The sequence below is a fragment of the Frateuria sp. GZRe14 genome (assembly GCF_051900395.1).
GTDB classification, from domain to species: domain Bacteria; phylum Pseudomonadota; class Gammaproteobacteria; order Xanthomonadales; family Rhodanobacteraceae; genus Frateuria_A; species Frateuria_A edaphi.
In genome coordinates, this window is the sequence record NZ_JBHZGJ010000001.1 from 1,995,416 (window position 1) to 2,018,673 (window position 23,258).

Annotated in this window: 15 protein-coding genes; 2 read left to right on the top strand and 13 right to left on the bottom strand. The window is 68.7% G+C overall.

The features are described 5' to 3' along the window. Positions 1 to 10: 10 nt before the first annotated feature. The 6 genes from treZ to ACFWZ1_RS09240 all read right to left on the bottom strand — a co-directional run bounded on the left by treZ (position 11) and on the right by ACFWZ1_RS09240 (position 13,197). Complete coding sequence (treZ, locus tag ACFWZ1_RS09215) at positions 11 to 1,780, bottom strand: malto-oligosyltrehalose trehalohydrolase (RefSeq protein ID WP_439666189.1); 1,770 nt, start codon at positions 1,778 to 1,780, stop codon at positions 11 to 13. After that, a complete protein-coding gene (gene glgX, locus ACFWZ1_RS09220) occupies positions 1,777 to 3,960 on the bottom strand; it encodes a glycogen debranching protein GlgX (protein WP_439666190.1) in 2,184 nt (727 codons plus the stop codon). Before glgX ends, treZ begins: the two co-directional genes overlap by 4 nt. A gap of 133 nt (positions 3,961 to 4,093) precedes the next feature. Continuing rightward, the gene (gene glgB, locus ACFWZ1_RS09225) at positions 4,094 to 6,271 is read right to left on the bottom strand and encodes a 1,4-alpha-glucan branching protein GlgB (RefSeq protein WP_439666191.1); all 2,178 of its coding nucleotides are present in this window, start codon (positions 6,269 to 6,271) and stop codon (positions 4,094 to 4,096) included. Beyond that, the gene (gene treS / locus ACFWZ1_RS09230) at positions 6,268 to 9,570 is read right to left on the bottom strand and encodes a maltose alpha-D-glucosyltransferase (RefSeq protein WP_439666192.1); all 3,303 of its coding nucleotides are present in this window, start codon (positions 9,568 to 9,570) and stop codon (positions 6,268 to 6,270) included. The genes glgB and treS overlap by 4 nt, the downstream gene beginning before the upstream one ends. 169 nt (positions 9,571 to 9,739) lie before the next feature. Next, the gene (locus ACFWZ1_RS09235) at positions 9,740 to 12,868 is read right to left on the bottom strand and encodes a maltotransferase domain-containing protein (protein ID WP_439666193.1); all 3,129 of its coding nucleotides are present in this window, start codon (positions 12,866 to 12,868) and stop codon (positions 9,740 to 9,742) included. A gap of 113 nt (positions 12,869 to 12,981) precedes the next feature. Then, on the bottom strand, positions 12,982 to 13,197 hold the full coding sequence (locus ACFWZ1_RS09240) for a DUF3606 domain-containing protein (protein ID WP_209618091.1): 216 nt from the start codon (positions 13,195 to 13,197) through the stop codon (positions 12,982 to 12,984). 212 nt (positions 13,198 to 13,409) lie between these two features. Here ACFWZ1_RS09240 and ACFWZ1_RS09245 point away from each other — a divergent pair, with 212 nt between their 5' ends. Next, entirely contained in the window at positions 13,410 to 14,219 is an 810-nt protein-coding gene (locus tag ACFWZ1_RS09245; RefSeq protein WP_231325761.1) for an NAD-dependent protein deacetylase, read from the top strand. An 86-nt stretch (positions 14,220 to 14,305) separates the two neighbouring features. Here ACFWZ1_RS09245 and tadA read toward each other — a convergent pair whose 3' ends face one another. From tadA to folD, 4 genes are all read right to left on the bottom strand, one after another. After that, positions 14,306 to 14,788, bottom strand: a complete 483-nt coding sequence (gene tadA, locus ACFWZ1_RS09250; protein WP_439666194.1) for a tRNA adenosine(34) deaminase TadA — start codon at positions 14,786 to 14,788, stop codon at positions 14,306 to 14,308. A 22-nt stretch (positions 14,789 to 14,810) separates the two neighbouring features. Further along, positions 14,811 to 16,391, bottom strand: a complete 1,581-nt coding sequence (gene guaA, locus ACFWZ1_RS09255; protein WP_439666195.1) for a glutamine-hydrolyzing GMP synthase — start codon at positions 16,389 to 16,391, stop codon at positions 14,811 to 14,813. Positions 16,392 to 16,538: 147 nt separating this feature from the next. Continuing rightward, entirely contained in the window at positions 16,539 to 17,996 is a 1,458-nt protein-coding gene (gene guaB, locus ACFWZ1_RS09260) for an IMP dehydrogenase (protein WP_439666196.1), read from the bottom strand. Positions 17,997 to 18,156: 160 nt separating this feature from the next. Then, positions 18,157 to 19,008, bottom strand: a complete 852-nt coding sequence (gene folD, locus ACFWZ1_RS09265; RefSeq protein ID WP_439666197.1) for a bifunctional methylenetetrahydrofolate dehydrogenase/methenyltetrahydrofolate cyclohydrolase FolD — start codon at positions 19,006 to 19,008, stop codon at positions 18,157 to 18,159. Positions 19,009 to 19,167: 159 nt separating this feature from the next. Between folD and ACFWZ1_RS09270 the strand changes: the two genes are divergently transcribed. Further along, a complete protein-coding gene (locus ACFWZ1_RS09270; protein ID WP_439666198.1) occupies positions 19,168 to 19,839 on the top strand; it encodes a GNAT family N-acetyltransferase in 672 nt (223 codons plus the stop codon). Here the strand turns inward: ACFWZ1_RS09270 and der are convergent. From der to ACFWZ1_RS09285, 3 genes are read right to left on the bottom strand one after another with little or no spacing between them, the layout of a single operon-like run. After that, positions 19,775 to 21,175 carry a ribosome biogenesis GTPase Der gene (der, locus tag ACFWZ1_RS09275; RefSeq protein ID WP_439666199.1) on the bottom strand — a complete coding sequence of 467 codons (1,401 nt, stop codon included), beginning with the start codon at positions 21,173 to 21,175 and terminating at the stop codon, positions 19,775 to 19,777. The two genes, ACFWZ1_RS09270 and der, sit on opposite strands and share 65 nt — an antisense overlap. Before the next feature lie 25 nt (positions 21,176 to 21,200). Then, complete coding sequence (bamB, locus tag ACFWZ1_RS09280) at positions 21,201 to 22,400, bottom strand: outer membrane protein assembly factor BamB (RefSeq protein ID WP_439666200.1); 1,200 nt, start codon at positions 22,398 to 22,400, stop codon at positions 21,201 to 21,203. 11 nt (positions 22,401 to 22,411) lie between these two features. Then, on the bottom strand, positions 22,412 to 23,062 hold the full coding sequence (locus ACFWZ1_RS09285; RefSeq protein WP_439666201.1) for a YfgM family protein: 651 nt from the start codon (positions 23,060 to 23,062) through the stop codon (positions 22,412 to 22,414). Between the last annotated feature and the right edge of the window lie 196 nt (positions 23,063 to 23,258).

Genomic DNA, 23,258 nt, shown 5'->3' on the forward strand with positions numbered 1-23,258 from the left:
ACGCTGAAGCTCATGCCGAAGGTTCCAGGAAAACCAGGGTGCGGGCGGGATCGAGGCGGCCTTCGGCCAAGGCGGCGATCGCCGACGCCTCGCCGTGCAACCATCGCGCAGCGGGTGTTGGCTTGGCGTCGACGTGTGCTGCGCGTTCGCCCAGGTTGCAGTAGACGTGCAGCCGCGCATCGCCCAATTGCCAATGTGCCTGCAACGCGCGCTCGCCGATGGCACGCGCGTCCAACGGTCGCGCCTGCTCCAGCCATGGCGCGAGGTGCTCGCGGCGCTGCGCCAGGAGCAGGCGGACCAGGGTCAGGCGTGCGACGCCCTCCGCGCTGGCGGCTTCGGTCGGATCCAGCGTGGATTCTTCGAAGGTGGCGGGCGCGTTCGGGTCGGGCACGTCGCCCGCGCCGTGGCCTTCGAACTCGGCGAATTCCTTGCGCCTGCCCTCGCGCACGGCGGTGCGCAGTTGTTCGCTCTGGTGGTCGGTGAAGTACAGGAACGGCCGGCGGCTGCCCCACTCCTCGCCCATGAACAGCATCGGCACCGACGGCGTCAGCAGCAACAGCGCATACGCCGCCTCGAGCTTGTCCGCATCGGTCAGGGCGGTGAGGCGTTCGCCCCGCGCGCGATTGCCGATCTGGTCGTGGTTCTGCAGGAAGTCGACGAAGCACAGGGGAGCCAGATGGGCGCTCGGTTCGCCGCGTGGCTTGCCGCGCATCGGTTCGCCCTGCCAGGCGAAGCCCTCGGCCAGGCAGCGCACGAGCTTGTCCAGCGGATCGTCGGCGTAGGCGCCGTAGTAGCCGGCGCGCTCGCCGGTGAGCAGGACGTGCACCGCGTTGTGGAAGTCGTCGTTCCACTGCGCGTCGAAGCGATCCGGGCCCAGCAGGTGCGCCAGATTGGCTTCGTTTTCCAGGATCAGGTGCACCTGCCGCCCGTCCGTCGCTGCGCGCACGCGGGCGGCGAGCGAGAGCAGCCATGCCGGATTGTGCAGCGCATGCACCGCATCCAGGCGCAGGCCATCGAAGCGGTACTCCTGGAGCCAGTACAACGCGTTGTGCACGAAGAAGTCGCCCACCGGCGGCAGCGCCACGTCGATCGCCGCGCCCCATGGCGTCGGCGGGCCTTCGCTGCGGAAGAACGGCGAGGCGTAGGCACCCAGGTAATTCCCGTCCGGGCCGAAGTGGTTGTAGACCACGTCCAGGATCATCGTGAGGCCCAACCCGTGCGCCGCATCGACCAACGCCTTGAGCTCGTCGGGCGAGCCGTAGGCCGCCGCCGGCGCGAACGGCAGCACGCCGTCATAGCCCCAGTTGCGGTCGCCGGGGAACTGCGCAATGGGCATCAGCTCGATCGCGGTGACGCCCAGCGCCTGCAGGCGCGGAAGCATGGCCTGCACGCCGCGGAAGCCGCCGCAGGCGCCCACGTGCAGTTCGTACACCACGGCCTCGCGCCACGGTCGCCCGCGCCAGTCGGCATGTCGCCAGTCGAACGCGACCGGATCGACCACGACGCTGGCGCCGAGTACGTCGCCCGCCTCCTGCAGCCGCGAGGCGGGGTCGGGAACGCGCAGGTCCTTGCCGACGTGGAAGCGATAGCGGGTGCCGGCAGGCGCCTCGCGGATGCACTCGTGCCAGCCATCGTCCAGTGCGCGCATCGGCTGGGTGGCCATCGATTCGAGTTCCAGCTGCACTTGCGCCACATCGGGCGCCCACAACCGGAAGCGCGTGCGTCCGTCGCCATGCAGTTCGGCGCCGTAGGGCATGGCGTGGTGGAAGCGCGCGCTCATGCACCGTCCTGCCGCGGCGCGGCGGAAAGCAGCATGACGCTCAGTCCCTTGAGTTCGAGCGTGGGCTCCTCGACGTTGCGCTCGGGCGCTTCGGGGTTGCCGGTGTCGATGCGCAGGCGCCAGGGCAACTTCGGCTCGGGAAGCGCGAAGGCGTGGGGCTCGCCGGTGCCGTTGATCAACAACAGGGTCACGTCGAGGTGGCGCTTCCCCTTGGGCAGCGCGCGGCGAAGCATCAGCAGGCGGCCCTGGGCATCGTTCCAGTCGCTCTGCTTCATGGCGCTGGCGCGTTCGTTGTACCAGGACACCGGCGCCAGGCCCGGCAGCAGGTCGGCGCCGCCGTGCATGAAACAGTCCGCGCGCAGGGTCGGGTGCTGCTCGCGCAGGCGGATCAGCCGCGCGACGAAGTCGATGAGCGCACGGCCGCCGTCGGATTGCGCCAGCTTCCAGTCGAGCCAGGAGATCTCGTTGTCCTGGCAGTAGGCGTTGTTGTTGCCGCCCTGGCTGCGGCCGAACTCGTCGCCGCCCAGCAGCATGGGCGTGCCATGCGAGAACAGCAGCGTGGCCAGCATGGCGCGTTTGGCGCGGCCGCGCGCGTCGAGGATGGCGGCGTCCTCGGTCGGGCCCTCGGCGCCGTGGTTGTTGCTCTCGTTGTCGTTGGCGCCGTCGCGGTTGTCCTCGCCGTTGGCCTCGTTGTGCTTCTGTTCGTAGCTGACCAGGTCCTGCAGGGTGTAGCCGTCGTGCGCGGTGACGAAGTTGACCGAAGCCCATGGACGCCGGTGCTGGTGGTCGAACAGGTCGGCCGATCCCTGCAACCGGCCGGCGAGCGCGCCGCGCAGTCCATCGTCGCCTTTCCAGAAGCGACGCACGTCGTCGCGGAACTGGCCGTTCCACTCGCCGAAGCCGGGCGGATGGTTGCCCAGCTGGTAGCCGCCGGGACCGACGTCCCACGGCTCGGAAATCAGCTTGACGCCGTTGAGCACCGGGTCCTGGCGCATGGCGTCGAACAGGCCGCAGTTCGGATCGAAGCCGTTCGCCTCGCGGCCCAGCGTGACGCCGAGGTCGAACCGGAACCCGTCGATGTGGAAGTTCTGTACCCAGTAGCGCAGCGAGTCCATCACCAGCTGCAGCACGCGCGGGTGCGCGGTATTGACGGTGTTGCCGGTACCGGTATCGTTGATGCAGTGGCGCGGATCGTCCGGCAGCAGGCGGTAGTAGCTGGCGTTGTCCAGTCCACGGAAGCTCAGCGTGGGGCCCAGTTCGCTGCCCTCCCCGGTGTGGTTGTAGACGACGTCCAGGATCACCTCGATGCCGGCCACGTGCAGCGCCTGTACCGCGGCGCGCAACTCGTTGAGCGCGCCCTCCGCCATGTACGAGGGTTCCGGAGCGAAGAACGCCAGCGTGTTGTAGCCCCAGTAGTTGCGCAGCTTCATTTCGGTCAGGCGCCGGTCCTGCACGAAGGCGTGGATCGGCAGCAGCTCGATCGCGGTAACGCCCAGGTGCACCAGGTGGTCGATCACGTAGGGATCGGCCAGCGCCAGGAAGGTGCCGCGCTCGTGCGGGCGGATGCGCTTGAGCGTGCGGGTCAGACCCTTGACGTGCGCCTCGTAGACGATGGTTTTCGACCAGGGCGTGCGCGGGCGGTGCGTGCGCCCTTCCCAGTGCATCGGCTCATCGACCACTACCGCCTTGGGCATCGCCGCGGCGCTGTCGCGGCGGTCGAAGGACAGGTCCGCGCGCGGCGAAGACACGCGGTAGCCGTGCAACACGTCCGACCAGCGCAACTGCCCGGCGAGCTGGCGCGCGTAAGGATCGAGCAGCAGCTTGTTCGGGTTGAAGCGGTGGCCCTGCTCCGGCTCGTACGGACCGTAGGCGCGGTAGCCGTAGAGCTGTCCGCCGCGCAGGCGCGGCAGGTAGCCGTGCCAGATCTCGTCGGTGCACTCGGGCAGTACGTAGCGGGCGATCTCGCGCCGGCCGGAGGGATCGAACAGGCACAGCTCGATGCGCTCGGCGTGGGCCGAGAACACCGCGAAGTTGGTGCCGATGCCGTCGCAGTGCGCGCCCAGGGGATAGGGCGTGCCGGGCTGCATGCGTTCGGGGAGGGTGGGCATCAGCGTGTCTTCCGTGTCGGCGAATTCGCGGGAACGCAATCCGTGCGCGACCGCGCGGTTACGGCGTGGCATGGCGGCCGCGCATCTGGTGCGCTCCTACGAAGCCCAGGCAAGCCCGTGCAGGAGCGCCCCTGGGCGCGACCGCGCGGTGCCGATGAGGTTTGACGGTCGCGCCCGAGGGCGCTCCTGCAAAAGTTCAGGTAGCTCATGGCTGGCCGGCCAGATAGATCACCGTGGCCAGCGGCGGCAGCGTCAGAGCGAGCGAATGCGACTGCCCGTGGATCGGCGCCGGCTCGGCGTGCGCCTCGCCCTGCCCCATGCCGGAACCGCCGTAGGCGACATCGTCGCTGTTGATCGCCAGTTCCCAGCGCCCGTCGCGCGGCACGCCGATGCGGTAATCATGCAGCGGCGCCGGCGTGAGATTGCTCACCACCAGCGCAGGGCGCGCGCCCTCGGCGAAGCGCAGCCAGGCGAACACGCTGTTGCCTGCATCGTCGCCGATCGCCCAGCGGAAGCCGCGCGGGTCGCTGTCCCAGGCATGCAGCGCCGGCTCGTGCGCGAGCAGGTGATTCAAGTCGCGCAACAGCTGCTGTACCCCGCGGTGGCGGGGATCGTCCAGCAACTCCCACGGCAGCTGCGCATCGTGGTTCCACTCCGTCGGCTGCCCCAGTTCGCCGCCGGCGAACAGCAGCTTCTTGCCCGGATGCGCCCACATGAAGCCGTAGTAGGCGCGCAGGTTGGCGAAGCGTTGCCAGTCGTCGCCCGGCATGCGGCCGAGCAGCGAGCGCTTGCCATGCACCACCTCGTCGTGGGACAGCGGCAGCACGTAGTGCTCCGAATAGGCGTAGACCATCGAGAAGGTCATCTCGTGGTGATGCCAGCGCCGATGGATCGGATCGCGCGACATGTACTCGAGCGTGTCGTGCATCCAGCCCATGTTCCATTTGTAGTCGAAGCCCAGGCCGCCCTCGGTCGGCGCGCGGGTGACACCGGGCCACGCGGTCGATTCCTCGGCGATGGTGAGCACGCCGGGATGGTGCTGGTGCACGACCGTGTTGAAGCGCTTGAGGAAGGCGATCGACTCGAGGTTCTCGCGACCGCCGTGGATGTTGGGCACCCATTCGTCGTGCTTGCGGCTGTAGTCGCGGTAGAGCATGGAAGCGACCGCGTCCACGCGCAGGCCGTCGATGTGGAAGCGTTCCAGCCAGGCCAGTGCGCTGCCGATCAGGAAGCCTGAGACCTCGTTGCGGCCCAGGTTGTAGATCAGCGTGTTCCAATCCTGGTGGAAGCCTTCGCGGGGGTCGGCGTGTTCGTACAGCGCAGTGCCGTCGAAGTGCGCCAGCCCGTGCGCGTCGGTCGGGAAGTGCGCGGGCACCCAGTCGACGATCACGCCCAGCCCCGCCTCGTGGCAGCGGTCGACGAAGCGGGCGAAGGCCTCGGGCGGGCCGAAGCGCGCGGTCGGCGCGTACTGGCCCAGCGGCTGGTAGCCCCAGGAGCCGCCGAACGGGTGCTCGGCGATCGGAAGCAGTTCGAGGTGGGTGAAGCCCATTCCGATGAGATAGGGAATCAAACGCTCGGCCAGCGCATCCCAGCCGGGCGACTCGCCCCGGTCGTCGCGCCACCAGGAGCCGGCGTGCAGTTCGTAGATCGACAGCGGCGCGTCCAGCCGCTGGCGTGCCGCGCGATCGGCCATCCAGGCATGGTCGGTCCAGCGAAACGGTGCGTCGGCGGCAACCACCGACGCGGTGGCCGGCGGCGCCTCGGCGGCCAGCGCCACCGGATCGGCCTTCTGCTGGACCGAAAAGTCCGCGCCGAGGATCTCGTACTTGTAGCGAGCGCCGGCCCGAAGACCCGGTACGAACAGTTCCCACACGCCGTGCGGCAAGCGCAGGCGCATCGGGTTGCGGCGGCCGTCCCAGTGGTTGAAGTCGCCGACCACGCTGACCCGCCGCGCATTGGGTGCCCACACGGCGAAGCGGACGCCCATCACGCCGTCGCGTTCGACCGGGTGCGCGCCGAGCTGGCGCCAGAGTTCCGGATGCTGGCCCTGGGCGATCAGGTCCAGGTCGTGCTCGGCCAGCAACGCGCCGAAGGCGTAGGGATCGTCCAGCTCCTGCACCGCCGTCGGCCAATGCACGCGCAGGCGATAGGCGCCCTCGCCCGGCACCGCGCCGGCGAACAGTCCCTCGGCAACCGTCTCCAGCGGAGCGAGTACCCGGCCCTGTCCGTCGATCGCCTCGACGGCCTGCGCGCCGGGCTGCAGCGTACGCACCAGGCGCTGGCCCTCGACGCGGTGCGGCCCCAGTACGGCGAACGGATCGGCGTGGCGTGCCCGTAGCAGCGCATCCACCGCGCCGGGATCGAGTTGGCCCCGGCCGTTCACGGGGCCGCCTCGCCGATGGCGGCCTCGTCGGTCAGCCGCAGCAGGCCCTGCAACGGCACGCCGAGCCAGCCCGGCCGGTTCGCGGCTTCGTACGCGATTTCGTAGGCGGCCTTGTCGAGCAGGAACAGCTCGAGCATCGGCGCCAGCGCTTTGGCGCTGATCCAACGCACCGGCGCGCGCTCGAGCACCGCGACATAGGCGCCCAGGAACACCTCCGATGCGCGCAAACGGAAGCGTTCCAGGAACGGCGCGAACAATGGATCCTCGATCGGCGCCACCCCTTCCTCGCCGCGCTGCGCCACCGCGGCGACATAGTCCAGCGAGCGCAGGAAGCCGGCCACGTCACGCAGCGGCGTGGTCTTGATGCGCCGGTCTTCCAGCGGACGCGCCGGTTCCCCTTCGAAGTCGATCAACCAGGCGTCGCCCTGCACCACCAGCACCTGGCCCAGGTGGAAGTCGCCATGCACGCGCGTGCGCAGCGCACCTGCACCGTGTCGCGCCAGCGTATCGATGCGCTGGCACAGGGCCTCGCGGCGCGCGAACAAGCGATCGCGCTGCGCGCGCAGGCCACCGTCCTCCGGGTCGAGGCTTTCCAGGGCATCCAGCGCGCGCTGGAGTTGCGCGCGGGCGTCCGCGGCCCAGCCATCCAGGTGGCTGGCGTCGGCGGTTTCGGGCCGGAAGGCGTCGTCCTCGCTCGGCTGCGCGAGTACGGCGTGCAGTTCGCCCAGGCGCGTGCCCACCGCGGCGGCAAAGCTGTCGTAGTCCGCCAGGATTTCCGCGCGCGCCGCATCGTCCTCGGCGTGGCTGAACTCGTCCCAGGTGCGCTGCAGGTAATCCAGCGTCCATCGCCAGGCGTCGCCCTGGTTGCGCACGAAACCCTGCAGCACCGCCAGCGCAGACGGAATGCCATCGGCCCCGACGTGCAGTACTTCACCCAGCAGCGGTGGCGTATTGGCGTACCCCACGCGGGTCAGGTGGCGGCCCATCTCCAGTTCCGGGTTGATGCCGTGCGCGATGTGCCGGTAGAGCTTGAGCATGCCGCGTTCGTGCACGATCACGGAGCTGTTGGACTGCTCGGCCGACAGCCAGCGGTTCTCCGCATCGGGCGGAAACTCCAGCGCATCGAACGCGGCCGTCGCGCTGAACTGGATCACCCCGCCGCGCTTGAGCGGCAGCTCCTGGCGATTGCGCAGCCCGCGCAGCAGGCCGGAGACGAAGGCATCGAGTACGAAGCCATCGGTGAGGTAGCCCACGCGCCGCCCGCGGCGCACGCGCGCCAGCGCCAGTTGCTGGGCGCGGGCGGGCGGGTTCTCGTCCTCCCAGATGATGCCCAGTGGCAGGCAGTAGCGTTCGATGCCGCCGTCGTTCAGGGTGGCGATGATCTCGGTGATCACCAGGTCTTCGCCACGGTCCGGCCAGGGCTGGCCGTACATCACGCTGATCGAGGCGATGCCGCGGTCCTTGGCGCCGAACCAGCGCCGCCGGCCCAGATAGGTGGGCAGCACGTCGCGCTCCAGCGCGCCGCGGTGGTGCGCCATGACCGGGCCTTCCACCAGCGGGCCGCGCAGCACCAGCGTTTCGAAGTCCGGCATCGGCTCGGCCGGCGGCTGGTGCCACGCCGGCATCTGCGCGTTGGCGCAGAGCTGGAAGGCATAGAAGCCGAACGGCGGGAGGGTGAGCAGGTACGGCAGGCGCCCGATCGGCGGGAACGAGGTGCCGCCGAGGATCTCCACCGGCACGCGGCCATCGAACGCGCCCAGGTCGAGCTCCACCGCCTGCAGCGTGCGCGACATGTTGGCCACGCACAGCACCTGCTCGTCCTCGTACTCGCGCAGATAGGCGAGGATCTTGCGGTTGCCCGGGAACAGGAACCGGATGCTGCCGCGCCCGAACGCCCGGTAACGCTTGCGCACGGCCAGCACGCGGCGGGTCCAGTTGAGCAGCGAATGCGGATCGCGCGCCTGCGCCTCGGCGTTGACCGCCTGGTACCCGTACAGCGGATCCATGATCGGCGGCAGCACCAGCTTGGCCGGATCGGCCTTGGAAAAACCGCCGTTACGGTCCATCGACCATTGCATGGGCGTGCGCACGCCGTCGCGGTCGCCCAGGTGAATGTTGTCGCCCATGCCCAGCTCGTCGCCGTAGTACAGCACCGGCGTGCCGGGCATGGTGATGACCAGCGAGTTCATCAGCTCGATGCGTCGGCGGTCGCGCTCCAGCAGCGGCGACAGGCGACGGCGGATGCCCAGGTTGATGCGCGCGCGGCGGTCGGCCGCGTAGGTCTCCCACAGGTAGTCGCGCTCGGCGTCGGTGACCATTTCGAGCGTCAGCTCGTCATGGTTGCGCAGGAAGATCGCCCACTGGCAGTTCTCCGGGATCGCCGGGGTCTGGCGCATGATGTCGGTGATCGGGAAGCGGTCCTCGCGCGCGATCGCCATGTACATGCGCGGCATCAGCGGGAAGTGGAACGCCATGTGGCATTCGTCGCCGTCGCCGAAATAGTCCTGGGTGTCTTCCGGCCACTGGTTGGCCTCGGCCAGCAGCATGCGATCGGGATAGTGCTCGTCGATCTCCTTGCGGATCAGTTTGAGGATGTCGTGCGTCTCGGGGAGGTTCTCGTTGTTGGTGCCCTCGCGCTCGATGAGGTAAGGCACCGCGTCCAGCCGCAGGCCGTCGACGCCGATGTCCAGCCAGAAGCGCATCACGCCGAGCACGGCCTTGAGCACCGCCGGGTTGTCGAAGTTGAGATCCGGCTGGTGCGAGAAGAAGCGATGCCAGAAGTACTGGCCGGCGACCGCGTCCCAGGTCCAATTCGACTTCTCGGTGTCGAGGAAGATGATGCGGGTGCCCGAATAGGCCTGGTCCGTGTCCGACCACACGTAGAAGTTGCGCGCGGCCGAACCGGGCTTGGCCAGTCGGGCGCGCTGGAACCACGGGTGCTGGTCGGAGGTGTGGTTGATGACCAGCTCGGTGATCACGCGCAAGCCGCGCGCATGCGCGGCGGCGATGAAGCGCTTGGCGTCGCCGAGCCGCCCGTAGTCCGGATGGACGTCCTTGTATTCGGAGATGTCGTAGCCGTCGTCGCGCCGCGGGCTGGGATAGAACGGCAGCAGCCAGAGCGTGTTGACGCCGAGCTCCGCGATGTAGTCGAGCTTGTCGATCAGGCCCTGGAAGTCGCCCACGCCGTCGTCGTTGGAGTCGAAGAACGACTTGACGTGCACCTGGTAGATGATCGCGTCCTTGTACCAGAGCGGGTCGCTGGTGAAGCTGCGCTTGGGGGTTCTGGGATGGGCGCTCATGCGGGGTTCCTTCCGGTTCGCTGCCACCGGCTCCCGCGCGCAGGCAGCGCTGGTTCCCGAGACCGGCCGCGGGTGCAGGAGCGCCCTTGGGCGCGACTGCGGGGCACCGGCGTGGCGTGGCAGTCGCGTCCAAGGGCGCTCCTGCATGTGGCGGCGGGCTGACGGGCGTTCATGCCTCCACCCGCCAGATCGCATAGGGCATGCCCTGCCCCAGCCATACCTGTTGGCGACCGCCGCGCCAGATCAGCGTCGCGCCGTGGATCAGGTCCTCGACGGTTATCGGCGTGTCCTCGCCCACGCCCCAGTCGGCCAGCGGCAGGTGCAAGTCGGTCGCCTGCGCGTGGTGCGGGTCGAGGTTGATCGCCACCAGCACGCGATCGCGTCCGCGTGCTGTCCTTTCGAAGAACAGCACATGGTCGTTGTCGGCGCGCAGGAACCGCACGCCCAGGTGGCTCTGCAGCGCGGGCTGCTCGCGGCGGATCATGTTGAGCCGGGTGATCTCGGCAATGATGTTGCCGGGGGCTTCCCAGTCACGTGGCTTGATCTCGTACTTCTCCGAATCGAAGTATTCCTCCTTGCCCGGAACCGGGATCGACTCGCACAGCTCGAAACCCGAGTACATGCCCCACAGGCCCGACAGCGTGGTCGCCAGCGCCGCGCGGATCAGGAAACCGCTGCGGCCGGAATGCTGCAGGAAGTAGGGATTGATGTCCGGCGTGTTGACGAAGAAGTTGGGACGGAAGAAATCGCGCGGCGGACCCTGGGTCAGTTCGGTCAGGTACTCGGTGAATTCCTGCTTGGTGTGGCGCCAGGTGAAGTAGGTATAGGACTGGCTGAAGCCGAGCTTGGCCAGCCGGTACATCGGCTTGGGCCGGGTGAATGCCTCGGACAGGAACAGCGTGTCCGGGTACTGGCTGCGCACGCGGCCGATCATCCACTCCCAGAACGGGAACGGCTTGGTGTGCGGGTTGTCCACGCGGAAGACGCGCACGCCCTCGCCCGCCCAGTAAAGCACCACGTCACACAGCGCCTGCCACAGCGACGGGATCGCGCCCTCTTCGTAGAAGTCGACGTTGACGATGTCCTGGTATTTCTTCGGCGGGTTTTCGGCGTAGCGCAGGCTGCCGTCCGGGCGCCAGTCGAACCATTCGGGGTGTTCCGTGAGCCACGGATGATCGGGCGAGCACTGGATGGCGAAGTCGAGCGCCAGCTCCAGCCCGTGCTGTAGCGCGGCGTCCCGCAACGCGCGGAAATCCTCGATGGTGCCCAGTTCGGGATGGATGTCCGTATGCCCGCCTTCGGCCGAGCCGATGGCGTACGGGCTGCCCGGGTCGTGCTCGCCCGGCGTCAGCGTGTTGTTGCGGCCCTTGCGGAAGGCGCGTCCGATCGGATGGATCGGCGGGAAGTACAGCACGTCGAAACCCATCGCCTGGATCGCTGGCAATCGCCCGATGACGTCGCGGAAGGTGCCGTGGCGCGCGGGATCGTCGGTAATGGAACGCGGGAAGAGTTCGTACCAGCTGGCGAACTGCGCCGCGCGGCGATCGACTTCCAGCCGCAGCGGCGGATGTTCTGCGGCGAACGCGCGCAGGTCGCCGTCGGTCATCGCCCGGGCGGTGTCCTGCGCGATCATCAGCCGATAACGCGCCTCGTCGTCTTCGGCCTTGGCCAGGGCGGCGGCCAGGGCGCGCAGGGCTTTTCGTTTCGCCGGTGCGGTGCCGGCTGCGGTCTGCTCGACCAGGTGCTGGCCTTCGCGCATTTCCAGCGCGATCGGCACGCCGGCGTCGTGCTTGGCGACGATCTCGTGGCGATAGCTCGCGTATGCGTCGCGCCACGCCTGCACGGTGTACTCGTGGCGACCCATGCGGGTGGGTACGAAGTGGCCGCGGTAGCGGTCGTTGCCCAATGGCTCCATGCGTTGCTCGTGCCACTGCTTCTCGTCCAGCGCGCGCCAGCGCAGCGCCACGGCGAGCTTGTCGTGGCCGTCCATGAAGACGTCCGCCTCGACCTCGACGACGTCGCCGACCACGCGCTTGACCGCGAAGCGGCCGTCGTCCACGCAAGGGCTGACGGCTTCGATGGCGATGCGCGGCGCCTGCGTGGCCGCGGCGATGGCCTGCTTGTACGCGGCGGCGCTGCCGCGGATGGCGACCGGCTGCGTGCGCGCGCCCTCGAGGAGGCGCGCCTCGCCAGGGCCCAGCATGATCGGCCCGGCCATGGGCGCGCCATCGGGAGCCGTCCAGTCGCCATAGTCACTGGCCGCGCCGCCGGCGATGGCGCCCAGGTCTACCGGCGTCGCGGCATCCAGCCGCGCGTTGAAGAGCGACAGCCACGCGCGTTCGCCCTGGCGCCGCAGCACGCCGACCCAGGCATCGTCGATGTGGATCGCCGCCGGCTCGCGCGCCTGCTCGCCGAAGTCCCGCAACCAGTCGTTGATGGCGCGGATCTCGCCCGTCACATCCAGTGCCTGTTGCTCGTCGCGCGCGAAGCCGGCCGGCATCAGCCAGCCGGTGGCGCAGGCTGCGGCAAACCAGGCAGCGCGGCGGCGATGGTGATCGGCATGGTCGCGCTCGCCGAAGCCCCGGTCGGCGTCGGGATCGCCAAAGGGCGCCGCGGCACAGGCCAGCGGTGGCGCCACCTCGGCCACGCGACGCAATTCGCGACCGAGCCAGCCGGCGCGGAAATCCCACCACTCGGCCGAGCAGAAGGCGTAGTCGAAGGCGACGTCGGTGAGGCCGGCGAGCTCGACGGGCGCCAGGCCCTGTGTCCAACCCAGAAACCGCGCCTCGGGCGCCTTTCCGCGCAAACCATCGATCAGGTGCGCCCACCACGCGGCAGGCGCCGCGTCGAGCGACAGCAGCCGCAGTCCCGCCGCTCCGGCATGCAGTGCCTCGCGCAGGCGCTCGCACCACCAGGCCAGCGCCTCCGGCGCCACCGCATCGTCGTGGAAGCGCCAACGCACGCCGGCCTCCGCCGCGGGGCGGCGCGGGTCGGGCAGCACCGACGGATCGGGCAGCGCGTGGAACCAGTCCGGATGTTCGGCGCGCAGCGGTGCGTCGGCCGGCATCGGTCGCGCCACGTCCACGTCGAGCAGCAAACCCAGCCTGTGGTCGCGGCAGATGCAGGCCAGGGTGCCGATCGCGCTGGCGCCTTCGTCGAGCAGGGTCACGGGCGCGAGCACATGGTTGAAGCCGAGCTCGGCGGCATGCGTCAGCCAGCGCGTACGCGCGCCGCTGTCGGCGGCGAACCCGGCGGGAAGACTGAAGATGCAAGGCGGCGCGGCCGCGTGTGCCGACATGGTGGCTCCCGGATTCGAGGATGGGCCTGCCGCGGCGGTTGCCGGGCGGCGCTTGCGCTGACCGCGGGCGCCGGACTGGACGGGCACGTCCGCTGTCCCCTGGCGCCGGGCCATCAGTCGCCGCGTCGGCGGCTGGCGCCGCGCGGCCTGTCCGCATGGCTGGCCTGCGGCCGGTTGGTGTACTGGCGCACCGCCTGGGTGTTGGTGCCGACCACGGCGATCGCCTCGCGCAGGTCGCGCTCGGAAATACGCAGTTGCTTGGACCAGTACCGCATCGCGAACGGATCTCTGTCGTTGATCGTGCTCAGGGTCCGGTCGGACTGGCTCATGATTCACCCATGGCCGCGCGGTGCTGCGGCAGCGCTTGCATCTTGGTCGTCGCGCATTGAAGGCGCCGTCACGGAAAGATGAGGCAGTCGTAAAGCGTTCCGTGAAACCTCGCGTGGGCGCGCCCTGCGCGCGACCGCGAGGCAACGCCGTAGCGCGCGGTTGCACACCGGTGCGCTCCTGCAAACAGCCGTGCGGCGGCATACTTGCCGGCATGCACCCTGCCCCGCTCGCCGGTTTCATCGACACCCATCCTCGTCTGTTCGTGCTGACCGGCGCCGGCTGCAGCACGGACTCGGGGATCCCCGACTACCGCGACAGCGACGGTGCCTGGAAACGCAGCCCACCGGTGACCTACCAGGCCTTCATGGGCGAGGAATGCACGCGCAAGCGGTACTGGGCGCGCAGCCTGGTCGGCTGGCGCCACTTCGGCCGCGCCCAGCCCAACGGCACCCACCACGCACTGCAGCGGCTGGAGGCGCAGGGGCGGCTCGAACTGCTGGTCACGCAGAACGTGGACGGACTGCACCAGCGTGCCGGCCAGCGCCAGGTGGTCGACCTGCACGGACGGCTGGATGAGGTGCGCTGCATGGGTTGCGCGTGGCGCCAGTCGCGCGAGGCCTTCCAGCAGGAACTCGACCATCTCAACCCGGGCTGGGCCGAGCTCGATGCCGTCGAAGCGCCGGACGGCGATGCCGACCTGGAAGCGGCGCACTTCGGCGATTTCGTGATACCGCCGTGCCCGGCCTGCGGCGGCGTGCTCAAGCCGGACGTGGTGTTCTTCGGCGAGAACGTGCCGCGCGAGCGGGTGGTGCAGGCGATGCAGGCGCTGGAAGTCGCCGACGCGGTGCTGGTCGTCGGTTCCTCGCTGATGGTGTTCTCCGGCTACCGCTTCGTGCATGCGGCGGCGCGCGCCGGCAAGCCGGTGGCGGCGGTGAATCTTGGAAGGACGCGCGCCGACCCGTTGCTGAGCCTGAAAGTGGAGCAGCCGTGCGCGGAGGCGTTGGCGTTCCTGCTGGCTTGAGCCTGGCAGGCTTGCAGGGTGGGCGTCAGCCTGCCGTTCCGGCGCCGCGGCGGTCGGCTAAACCCTCTTTACGGTCGCGTTTGGACTTATCGCCGCGAGCGGAAGAATTCGCGCAACATCGCGCCCGATTCGGCCGCCAGCAAGCCGCCCTGCACCAGCACGCGATGGTTGTGCCGATCGGACACCAGCGTGTCGAACACACTGCCGGCGGCGCCGGTCTTGGGATCGGTCGCCGCGTAGACCACGCGCCCGATCCGCGCATGCACCAGCGCCATGGCGCACATCGCACACGGCTCCAGCGTGACGTAAAGCGTGGCGCCGACGATGCGGTGGTTGGCCAATTTCTCGCCCGCGGCGCGCAAGGCCATGATCTCCGCATGCGCGGTCGGATCATGCAGGGTGATGTTGCGGTTCCAGCCCAGTCCGACGATCTGGCCTTCGTGCACCAGCACGGCGCCTACCGGCACTTCGTTCTCCGCATCGCGCGCGTGCGCTGCCAGCTGCAGCGCGCGGCGCATGTGCTGGGTGTCCTCGTCGGTGAAGGACACGGACGGTAGTTCGCTGTTCATCCGGACCGGAGGCGCTGCCGCCTCACTCCCACTCGATGGTGGCCGGCGGCTTGCCGCTGATGTCGTAGACCACGCGCGAGACGCCGCGCAATTCGTTGATGATGCGGTTGGACACCTTGCCGAGGAACTCGTACGGCAGGTGCGCCCAGTGCGCCGTCATGAAGTCGATGGTTTCCACGGCGCGTAGCGCGATCACCCATTCGTAGGCGCGAGCATCGCCCACCACGCCCACCGACTTCACCGGAAGGAACACGGCGAAGGCCTGGCTCGTCTTGTCGTAAAGGTCCGCCTTGCGCAGCTCTTCGATGAAGATCGCATCGGCACGGGCGAGCAGTTCGGCGTACTCGCGCTTCACCTCACCCAGGATGCGGACGCCCAGGCCGGGCCCCGGGAACGGGTGGCGGTAGACCATCTCGCGCGGCAGGCCGAGCGCCACGCCGATACGGCGCACCTCGTCCTTGAACAGCTCGCGCAGCGGCTCGACGAGGCCGAGCTTCATGTCCTCCGGCAGGCCGCCGACATTGTGATGACTCTTGATGACGTGCGCCTTGCCGGTCTTGCTGCCGGCCGATTCGATCACGTCCGGGTAGATGGTGCCCTGTGCCAGCCACTTGACCTGGCCGTGGCCGGCTTCGGTGACCTTGGCCGACTCCTCGTCGAAAATTTCCACGAACAGGCGACCGATGATCTTGCGCTTGGCCTCGGGATCGGCCACGCCCTCGAGCGACTTGAAGTAGCGGTCGGCGGCATCGACGCGGATCACCTTGACGCCCATGTGCTGCGCCATCGTGGCCATCACCTGGTCGCCTTCCTTGAAGCGCAGCAGGCCGGTGTCCACGAACACGCAGGTGAGCTGGTCGCCGATCGCCTTGTGCAGCAGTGCGGCGACGACCGACGAATCCACGCCTCCGGAGAGCCCCAGCAGCACGTGGTCGCTACCGACCTTCGCGCGCACGCGCTCGATCTGGTCGTCGATGATGTTGGCTGCAGTCCACAGCGTGGCGCAGCCGCAGATGTCGACCACGAAGCGCCGGAGCAGCGCGCTGCCCTGCTTCGTATGGGTGACTTCGGGATGGAACTGCACGCCGTACCAGCGCTTGTCCTCGTTCTCCATCACGGCGACCGGGATGCGATCGGTGGTGCCGGTGATGGCGAAGCCCGGCGGCGCCTTGCTGACGTGGTCGCCGTGACTCATCCACACGTCGAGCTTGTGCGCGCCGGCATGGTCGGTGAGGCCATCGAACAGGCGGCTGTTGCCGGCGATATCCACCTGGGCGTGGCCGAATTCGCGCTGGTCGGCCGCCTCGGTGGCGCCGCCGAGCTGCGCGGCCAGCGTCTGCATGCCGTAGCAGATGCCGAGGATCGGCAGGCCCGAATCGAACACTTCCTGCGGCGCCGCGGGTGCGCCCGGCAGCGTGGTGGACTCGGGGCCGCCGGACAGGATGATGCCCTTGGCGCCGAAGCCGGCGATTTGCGAGGGGTCGTGATCCCACGCCCAGATCTCGCAGTAGACGCCGAGCTCGCGCACGCGGCGCGCGATCAGCTGGGTGTACTGCGCGCCGAAGTCGAGGATGAGGATCTTGTCGGAATGGATGTTCTGCATCGGACCGGACTCTTTGGGCTGTCGCCAGAAACGGGCCGGCGCCATTCCCGGGAGCGCGGGAATCCCCTACCGGGACGGAGTGGATTCCACCGCTGCGGAAACGGCGCCATGAAAAATCCGGGGCCCGATGCCGGGCCCCGTGTCATGTCACGAATTCAGCCGGTAATTCGGCGCTTCCTTGGTGATCTGGATGTCATGCGGGTGCGCCTCGGTCACGCCGGCGGAAGTCACCTTCACGAATTGCGCGTTCTGGCGCACGTCCTCGACCGTGGCGGCGCCCAGATACCCCATCGAAGCACGCAGGCCGCCGATCAGCTGGTGGATGATGTTGCGCAGCGGGCCGCGGTACGGCACGCGGCCTTCGATGCCTTCGGGCACCAGCTTGTCCGCGTCGGCCTCGTCCTGGAAGTAGCGGTCCTTGGAGCCCAGCGCCATCGCCCCGAGCGAGCCCATGCCGCGATAGCTCTTGTAGGAGCGTCCCTGGAACAGTTCCACCTCGCCTGGCGATTCTTCGGTGCCGGCGAACATCGAGCCGAGCATCACGGTGGACGCACCGGCGGCCAGCGCCTTGGGAATGTCTCCCGAGTAGCGGATGCCGCCGTCGGCGATCAGCGGGATCTCGTCCTTGAGCGCGCTGGCGACCAGGTCGATCGCGGTGATCTGCGGCACGCCGACGCCGGCGACCACGCGGGTGGTGCAGATCGACCCCGGGCCCACGCCGACCTTGACCGCGTCCACGCCGGCATCGAGCAGCGCACGCGCCGCCTCGCCCGTGACGATGTTGCCGGCGATCACCTGCACCTGTGGGTAGCGCTTCTTGACCCAGCCGGCGCGCTCGATCACGCCCTGCGAATGGCCGTGCGCGGTGTCGACCACCAACACGTCCACCCCGGCGTCGGCCAGGGCCTCGATGCGCTGCTCGGTGTCGCCGCCCACGCCGACCGCCGCGCCGACCAGCAGGCGCTCGTGCGCGTCCTTGGCGGCATGCGGGTTGTCGCGCGCCTTCTGGATGTCCTTGACGGTGATCAGACCGCGCAGCTGGAAGTCGTCGTTGACCACCAGAACCTTCTCGATGCGGAACTTGTGCAGCAGCTGCAGCACTTCGTCCTGGCTCGCGCCCTCGCGCACGGTCACGAGCTTGTCCTGGCGCGTCATGATGTTGCGCACCGGGTCTTCCAGCTTGCGCTCGAAGCGCAGGTCGCGGCTGGTGACGATGCCGATGAGCTTCTCGCCATCGACCACTGGCACGCCCGAGATGTTGTGCGCGCGAGTGAGCTGCAGCACTTCGCGGATGGAGGTGTTGGGGCCGACGCTGATCGGACTGCGGATCACGCCGGCCTCGAACTTCTTCACCAGGCGCACTTCGGCGGCCTGCTGCGCGGCGGTCATGTTCTTGTGGATGATGCCGATGCCGCCCTGCTGGGCCATCGTGATGGCCAGCCGCGCCTCGGTCACGGTGTCCATGGCGGCGGACACGATGGGGATGTTCAGGCGCAGGTTGCGGGTCAACCGCGTGGAGGTGTCGACGTCGCGTGGCAGGACGGCCGAATGGGCCGGAACGAGGTACACGTCGTCGTAGGTCAGAGCCTCGGCGAGGATGCGCATGCGGGTGGGTCTCGCTGCAAAGATGGGATTATACGCGCGTGGGTGTGGTGCTCGCCAGATGCGTCAATCCTGAAACCAGCAGGCGCCCTCTTGTAACCGATGTTCTTTGTTCGATACCGATCGGAGCCGGCCGTCGCCCACAAGTGGGCTGCTGCACGAGCTATGCGCGGGCTTCGGCCGCTTCGAGGGTGTTCTCGATCAGCGTGGCGACGGTCATGGGCCCCACGCCGCCGGGCACCGGCGTGATCCAGCTGGCGCGTTCGGCCGCGGGAGCGAACTCGACGTCGCCTACGAGGCGGCCGTCATCGAGCCGATTGATGCCCACATCGATGACTACCGCGCCTGGCTTGATCCACTCGCCCCTGACCAGGCCCGGCCGACCCACCGCGACGATCACGATGTCGGCCTGGCGCACGAACGATTCCAGGTCGCGGGTGAAGCGGTGGCAGCAGGTGGTCGTGCAGCCGGCGATCAGCAGTTCCAGCGCGAGCGGTCGCCCGACGTGGTTGGACACGCCCACGACCACCGCGTGCTGGCCGCGTACCGGGCGGTCGGTGTGCCCGAGCAGCGTCATCACGCCCTTGGGCGTGCACGGACGCAGGCCGAAACGGCGCAATGCCAGGCGCCCCACGTTCACCGCCTGGAAACCATCCACGTCCTTGTTTGCATCGATGCGGTCGACCAGCGCGTCCTCGTCGATGTGCGGCGGCAGGGGCGATTGCACCAGGATGCCGTGCACGGCCGGGTCGGCGTTGAGCTTGTCGATCAGCGCGAACAGTTCCGCCTGCGTGGTGCTGGCCGGCAGGTCGTAATCGAAGGAACGGAACCCGACCTGGTGGCAGGCTTTGCGCTTGTTGCGCACGTACACGGACGACGCCGCATCCTCGCCCACCAGCACCACTGCCAGGCCCGGTTCGGGCAGGCCCTGCGCCCTGCGATCGGACACGCGCCGCCCTACCCGCTCCAGCAGTTCCTGCGCGATGCGTTTGCCGTCGAGGATGCGTGCGGTCATGGGGCTGCCTGCTCTGCAAAGGCGCCTATTATCCCGTCGCCACCGACCGTGCACAAACACGCCGGGCATCGTAGGGTGGGCTTCAGCCCCGCTCCGTTGGTCGTACCTGGCGTGGCGCGGCTGAAGCCCGCCCTACACAGCAAACACAAAGGAGGCGCCGTGGCTTTGCACGCCGACATGGAACTTGCCGAGGGCCCGCTGCTCTTGCGCGCGTGGCGACCGGACGACGCACCGGCGCTGCACATGGCAGTCCAGGAGTCGCTGGAAACCGTCGGCCGCTGGCTTCCCTGGTGCCACGCCGGCTACGACCTCGACGAGGCACAGGCGTGGATACGTCACTGCCGCGAGGGCTGGGCAAAGGAAGAGCACTTCGCGTTCGGCGTGTTCGAACGGGCCAGCGGAACTTTGCTGGGCAGCGTCGGGCTGAACCAGCGCAATCGCATGCATCGCAGCGCGGCGCTGGGCTACTGGGTCCGCCAGTCGCGCCAGGGCGAGGGGATCGCGCGTCGGGCGGCGAAGCTTGCGGCAGGTTTCGGCTTAGAGACGCTTGGCCTGGTGCGCATCGAAATCGTCGCCCTGGTCGACAACCAGGCGAGCCGGCGGACGGCCGAGCAGGCCGGGGCACGGTTCGAATGCATCGCGCGACACCGACTGTGGGTGCGCGACGAGGCCTGCGACGCGGCGGTGTACGCGCTGGTGCCTGGGGATCTGGTCGACAGCCAGGCGGTGCTGACTTCGATCCTAGCTACGGACGGAACCGAAGCGGCTACTTCTTGCGCTTCTTCATCTCGCGGATCATCCGCTGGCGCTTGCGCTGCTGGCCTTCGGTGAGGACGTTCTTGCGCCCGGCAAACGGGTTGTCGCCATCGCGGAAGTCGATCCGGATCGGCGTGCCTTCCAGCTTGTAGCGCTTGCGGAAGAAGTTCTCGAGGTAGCGGCGGTAGGCCGGCGCGATGTGCTTGGTGCGGCTGCCGTGGATGACGATGGTCGGCGGGTTGGACCCGCCCGGATGCGCGAACCGGAGCTTGGGCGCGTGGCCGCGCACCAGCGGCGGCTGGTAGGCCTCGTAGGCCTTTTCCAGCGTGCGGGTGAGATCGGAGGACCCCAGTTCATGGGTGGCCGAGGTGTGCGCGCGGACGACCGCGCGCATCAGCTCGCGCAGGCCCGAACCGTGCAACGCCGAGATAAAGACCGTCTTGGCCCAGTCGACGAAGACCAGCTTGCGCTCGAGCGTGCGCTGGCACTGCTCGCGCTGGTACGCGTCCATGCCATCCCACTTGTTGACGGCGATCACCAGCGCGCGGCCCTCTTCGACCGCGTGGCCAATCAGGGTGAGGTCCTGGTCGGCCAGGTTCTCGCGGGCGTCGATCATCAGCACGACGACCTGGCTCGCGGCCATCGACTGCAGCGTCTTGATGACGCTGAACTTCTCCACGGCTTCTTCCACGCGCGCCCTGCGGCGCACGCCAGCGGTGTCGATCAGCGTGTAGCGCTTGCCGTCACGCTCCAGCGGCACGCGGATGGGATCGCGCGTGGTGCCGGCGACGTCGGAGACGATCAGCCGGTTCTCGCCGAGCAGCCGGTTGATCAGGGTGGACTTGCCGGCATTCGGACGGCCGACGATGGCGACGCGGATGCTGTCGTCCTCGACGTGCGACTCGGCTTCGTCCTCGTCCGGCGGCAACAACGGCAATGCCGCGGCGATCAACTCCTCGGTGCCACGGTTGTGTGCGGCCGACAGCGGCAGCATCGCGGCAATGCCGAAACGGGCGAATTCGCCAAGGGCGTCCTGCTCTTCCAGGCCGTCGGTCTTGTTCACCGCCAACAGGATTGGCTTGCCGCTGCGGCGCAGCTCGCCGAGGATGCCCTGGTCCTGCGGCAGCAATCCGTCGCGCGCGTCGACCACGAACACCAGGACCTGCGCCTCATCGATCGCCAGGCGCACCTGCTGCGCGGTGAGTGCATCGAGGCCTTCCTCGACGCCGGACAGGCCGCCGGTGTCGACCACCACGAACGGTCGCGGGCCGAGGTGGCACACACCGTAGTGGCGATCGCGGGTGACGCCCGGCATGTCGGCCACCAGGGCGTCGCGGCTGCGCGTCATGGCGTTGAAGAGGGTCGATTTACCGACGTTGGGGCGACCGACCAGGGCGACGACGGGCAGCATGATTCAGCATCTTCCTTGCGGGCGATCAGCGCGCGCCGCCGAGACGGTAGGCGCCGATACGGCCCTCCACGTCTTCGACGTACACGACATCACCGACCACCAGCGGTTGGGCGCGGATGGCGTGCTTGGACAGCCGCTCGCGCGCGGCCAGCGCACCGTCTCCGGTCTGCAGCCAGTGCACGTAGCCTTCGATGTCGCCGACCACCACATAGTCGCCCTGCACCTCCGGCCCGGTCAGCCAGCGGTACTTGAGCTTGTCGTTCTTCCACATCTCGGCGCCGGAGCTCTTGTCGAACGCCCACGCCTGCGAGTCCTCATCCACCGCGTAGAGCGCGTTGCCCTTGGTCGCCAGCGAGGTGTAGGTGGAGAATGGATGCGCCCAGATCGGCCGGCCGGTGGGGCCGTCGATGGACACGAGGTTGCCGTGGTAGGCGCCGCCGTAGAGCGTGCGGCCATCGAGCAGGATCGAGCCGTCGGCGTCGTCCAGGCGCTCGATCTCGGTGCGGCCTTCGCCGCTGGCAAGATTCTGTTCCCACAGTTTCTCGCCGTTGTCCAGCCGCAGCGCGACCAGCTTGCCGCCGTCGCTGCCGAAGAACACCACGCCATTGGCCACCAGCAGCGGACCGTTGCCGCGCAGGCTGAGCAGCGGCACCTCACTCTGGTCGTAGACCCAGCGGCGCTCGCCCGTGGCGGCATCCAGGCCATAGACGCGACCGTCGCCGGTGCGCACCACCACCAGGTTGCCCACGATCACCGGGGAGGCCAGCACCTCGGACTTGAGCGTCGCTTCCCAGCGCGGGCTGCCGTCTTTCGCGTTGACGCCGTAGACGTGGCCATCGAGCGTCCCGACGGCAAGCAGGTCGCCGCTGACCGCCGGGCCGCCGGCGTAGAAAGCGTCCTTGCGCTTCTTGTCGCCCCAGCCGAACCAACCGTGGGTGCGCGAGCTCTTGGCCCAGATCGTCTTGCCGGTATTGGCATCGAGCGCGACCAGCTTGCCGTCGGCGCTGTCGGCATAGAGCACGCCATCGACCACCGTCGGACGCAGGCGCACGCCGGTGTCCTTGGCGCCGTCGCCGATGGTCTCGTGCCACAGGCGGGTGACCTGCACCGTGGGCTTGAAGTCCTTGGACAGCGGCGTCGGCGGCTGGACGTTTTCCTTCTTGGCGTTATGGCAACCGGCCAACGCGACCAGGCCGACCAGCGCCACCATTACCGCCCGCTTCATGCCAATCACCTTCATGCGCCCTGCTTCCCGGCCACGGCCAGATCGTCGAGTTTGAGTTGCAAGGCAGCGCGCTGTGGCGCGTCTTCAGCCATGGCAGCCAGCGCCGCCTGGTAGGCCTTGCGCGCTTCGTCCGCGCGACCAAGCTTGACCAGCGCATCGCCGCGTAGTTCCTGGCGCAGCGCCTCGTAACCCTTCGCGGTGACCGCGTCGAGGGTGGCCAGGGCGTCCTTGGCCTTGTCGGCGGCCATCTGCACCTTGGCGGTGCGCAGTTCCACCAGCGGCTTGAGCGCGTTGTCGCCGACGTGGCTGCGCGCCCACTGGAGCGAGGCAAGTGCCTTGTCCAGCTGCTTGGCCTCGACCAGCCGCTGCGCCTGGTCGCTGGCGGCGAACACGGCATAGGTGGACTTGGCGTAGTCCTTCTCCAGGCGATCGACCAGCTTGCCAGCCTCGCCGGTGTTGCCGGAGGCCAGCGCGGTCTGCAGTTGCTGGTAGAGGTTGGACGCCTCCATCTCGCGCGTGGCCTGGTGGTTGCGCCACTGCTGCCAGCCGAAGATCGCGACCAGGCCGATGACGATGCCGATGACGATGGACAGGCCGTTCTGGCGCAGCCATTGCTGTACGCGTTCGCCTTGCTCGTAATCGTCGTATGCGTCGAATGCCATGCATTTGTCCGTCAAAAGCGCGCGCCGCGACGGCATAAGCCGACCCGGCGCTGGGAAAAAGAAGATTGGAATGCCATGACCGCGGGTGCATCGCGGTCAATGGACAAGCATAACCGAAGCGCCGCGGGGACGGGCAAAATCCACAGGTCGTCATATGGAAACGCACCCGGCCCGACCGCCATGGCGGTCGCGCACG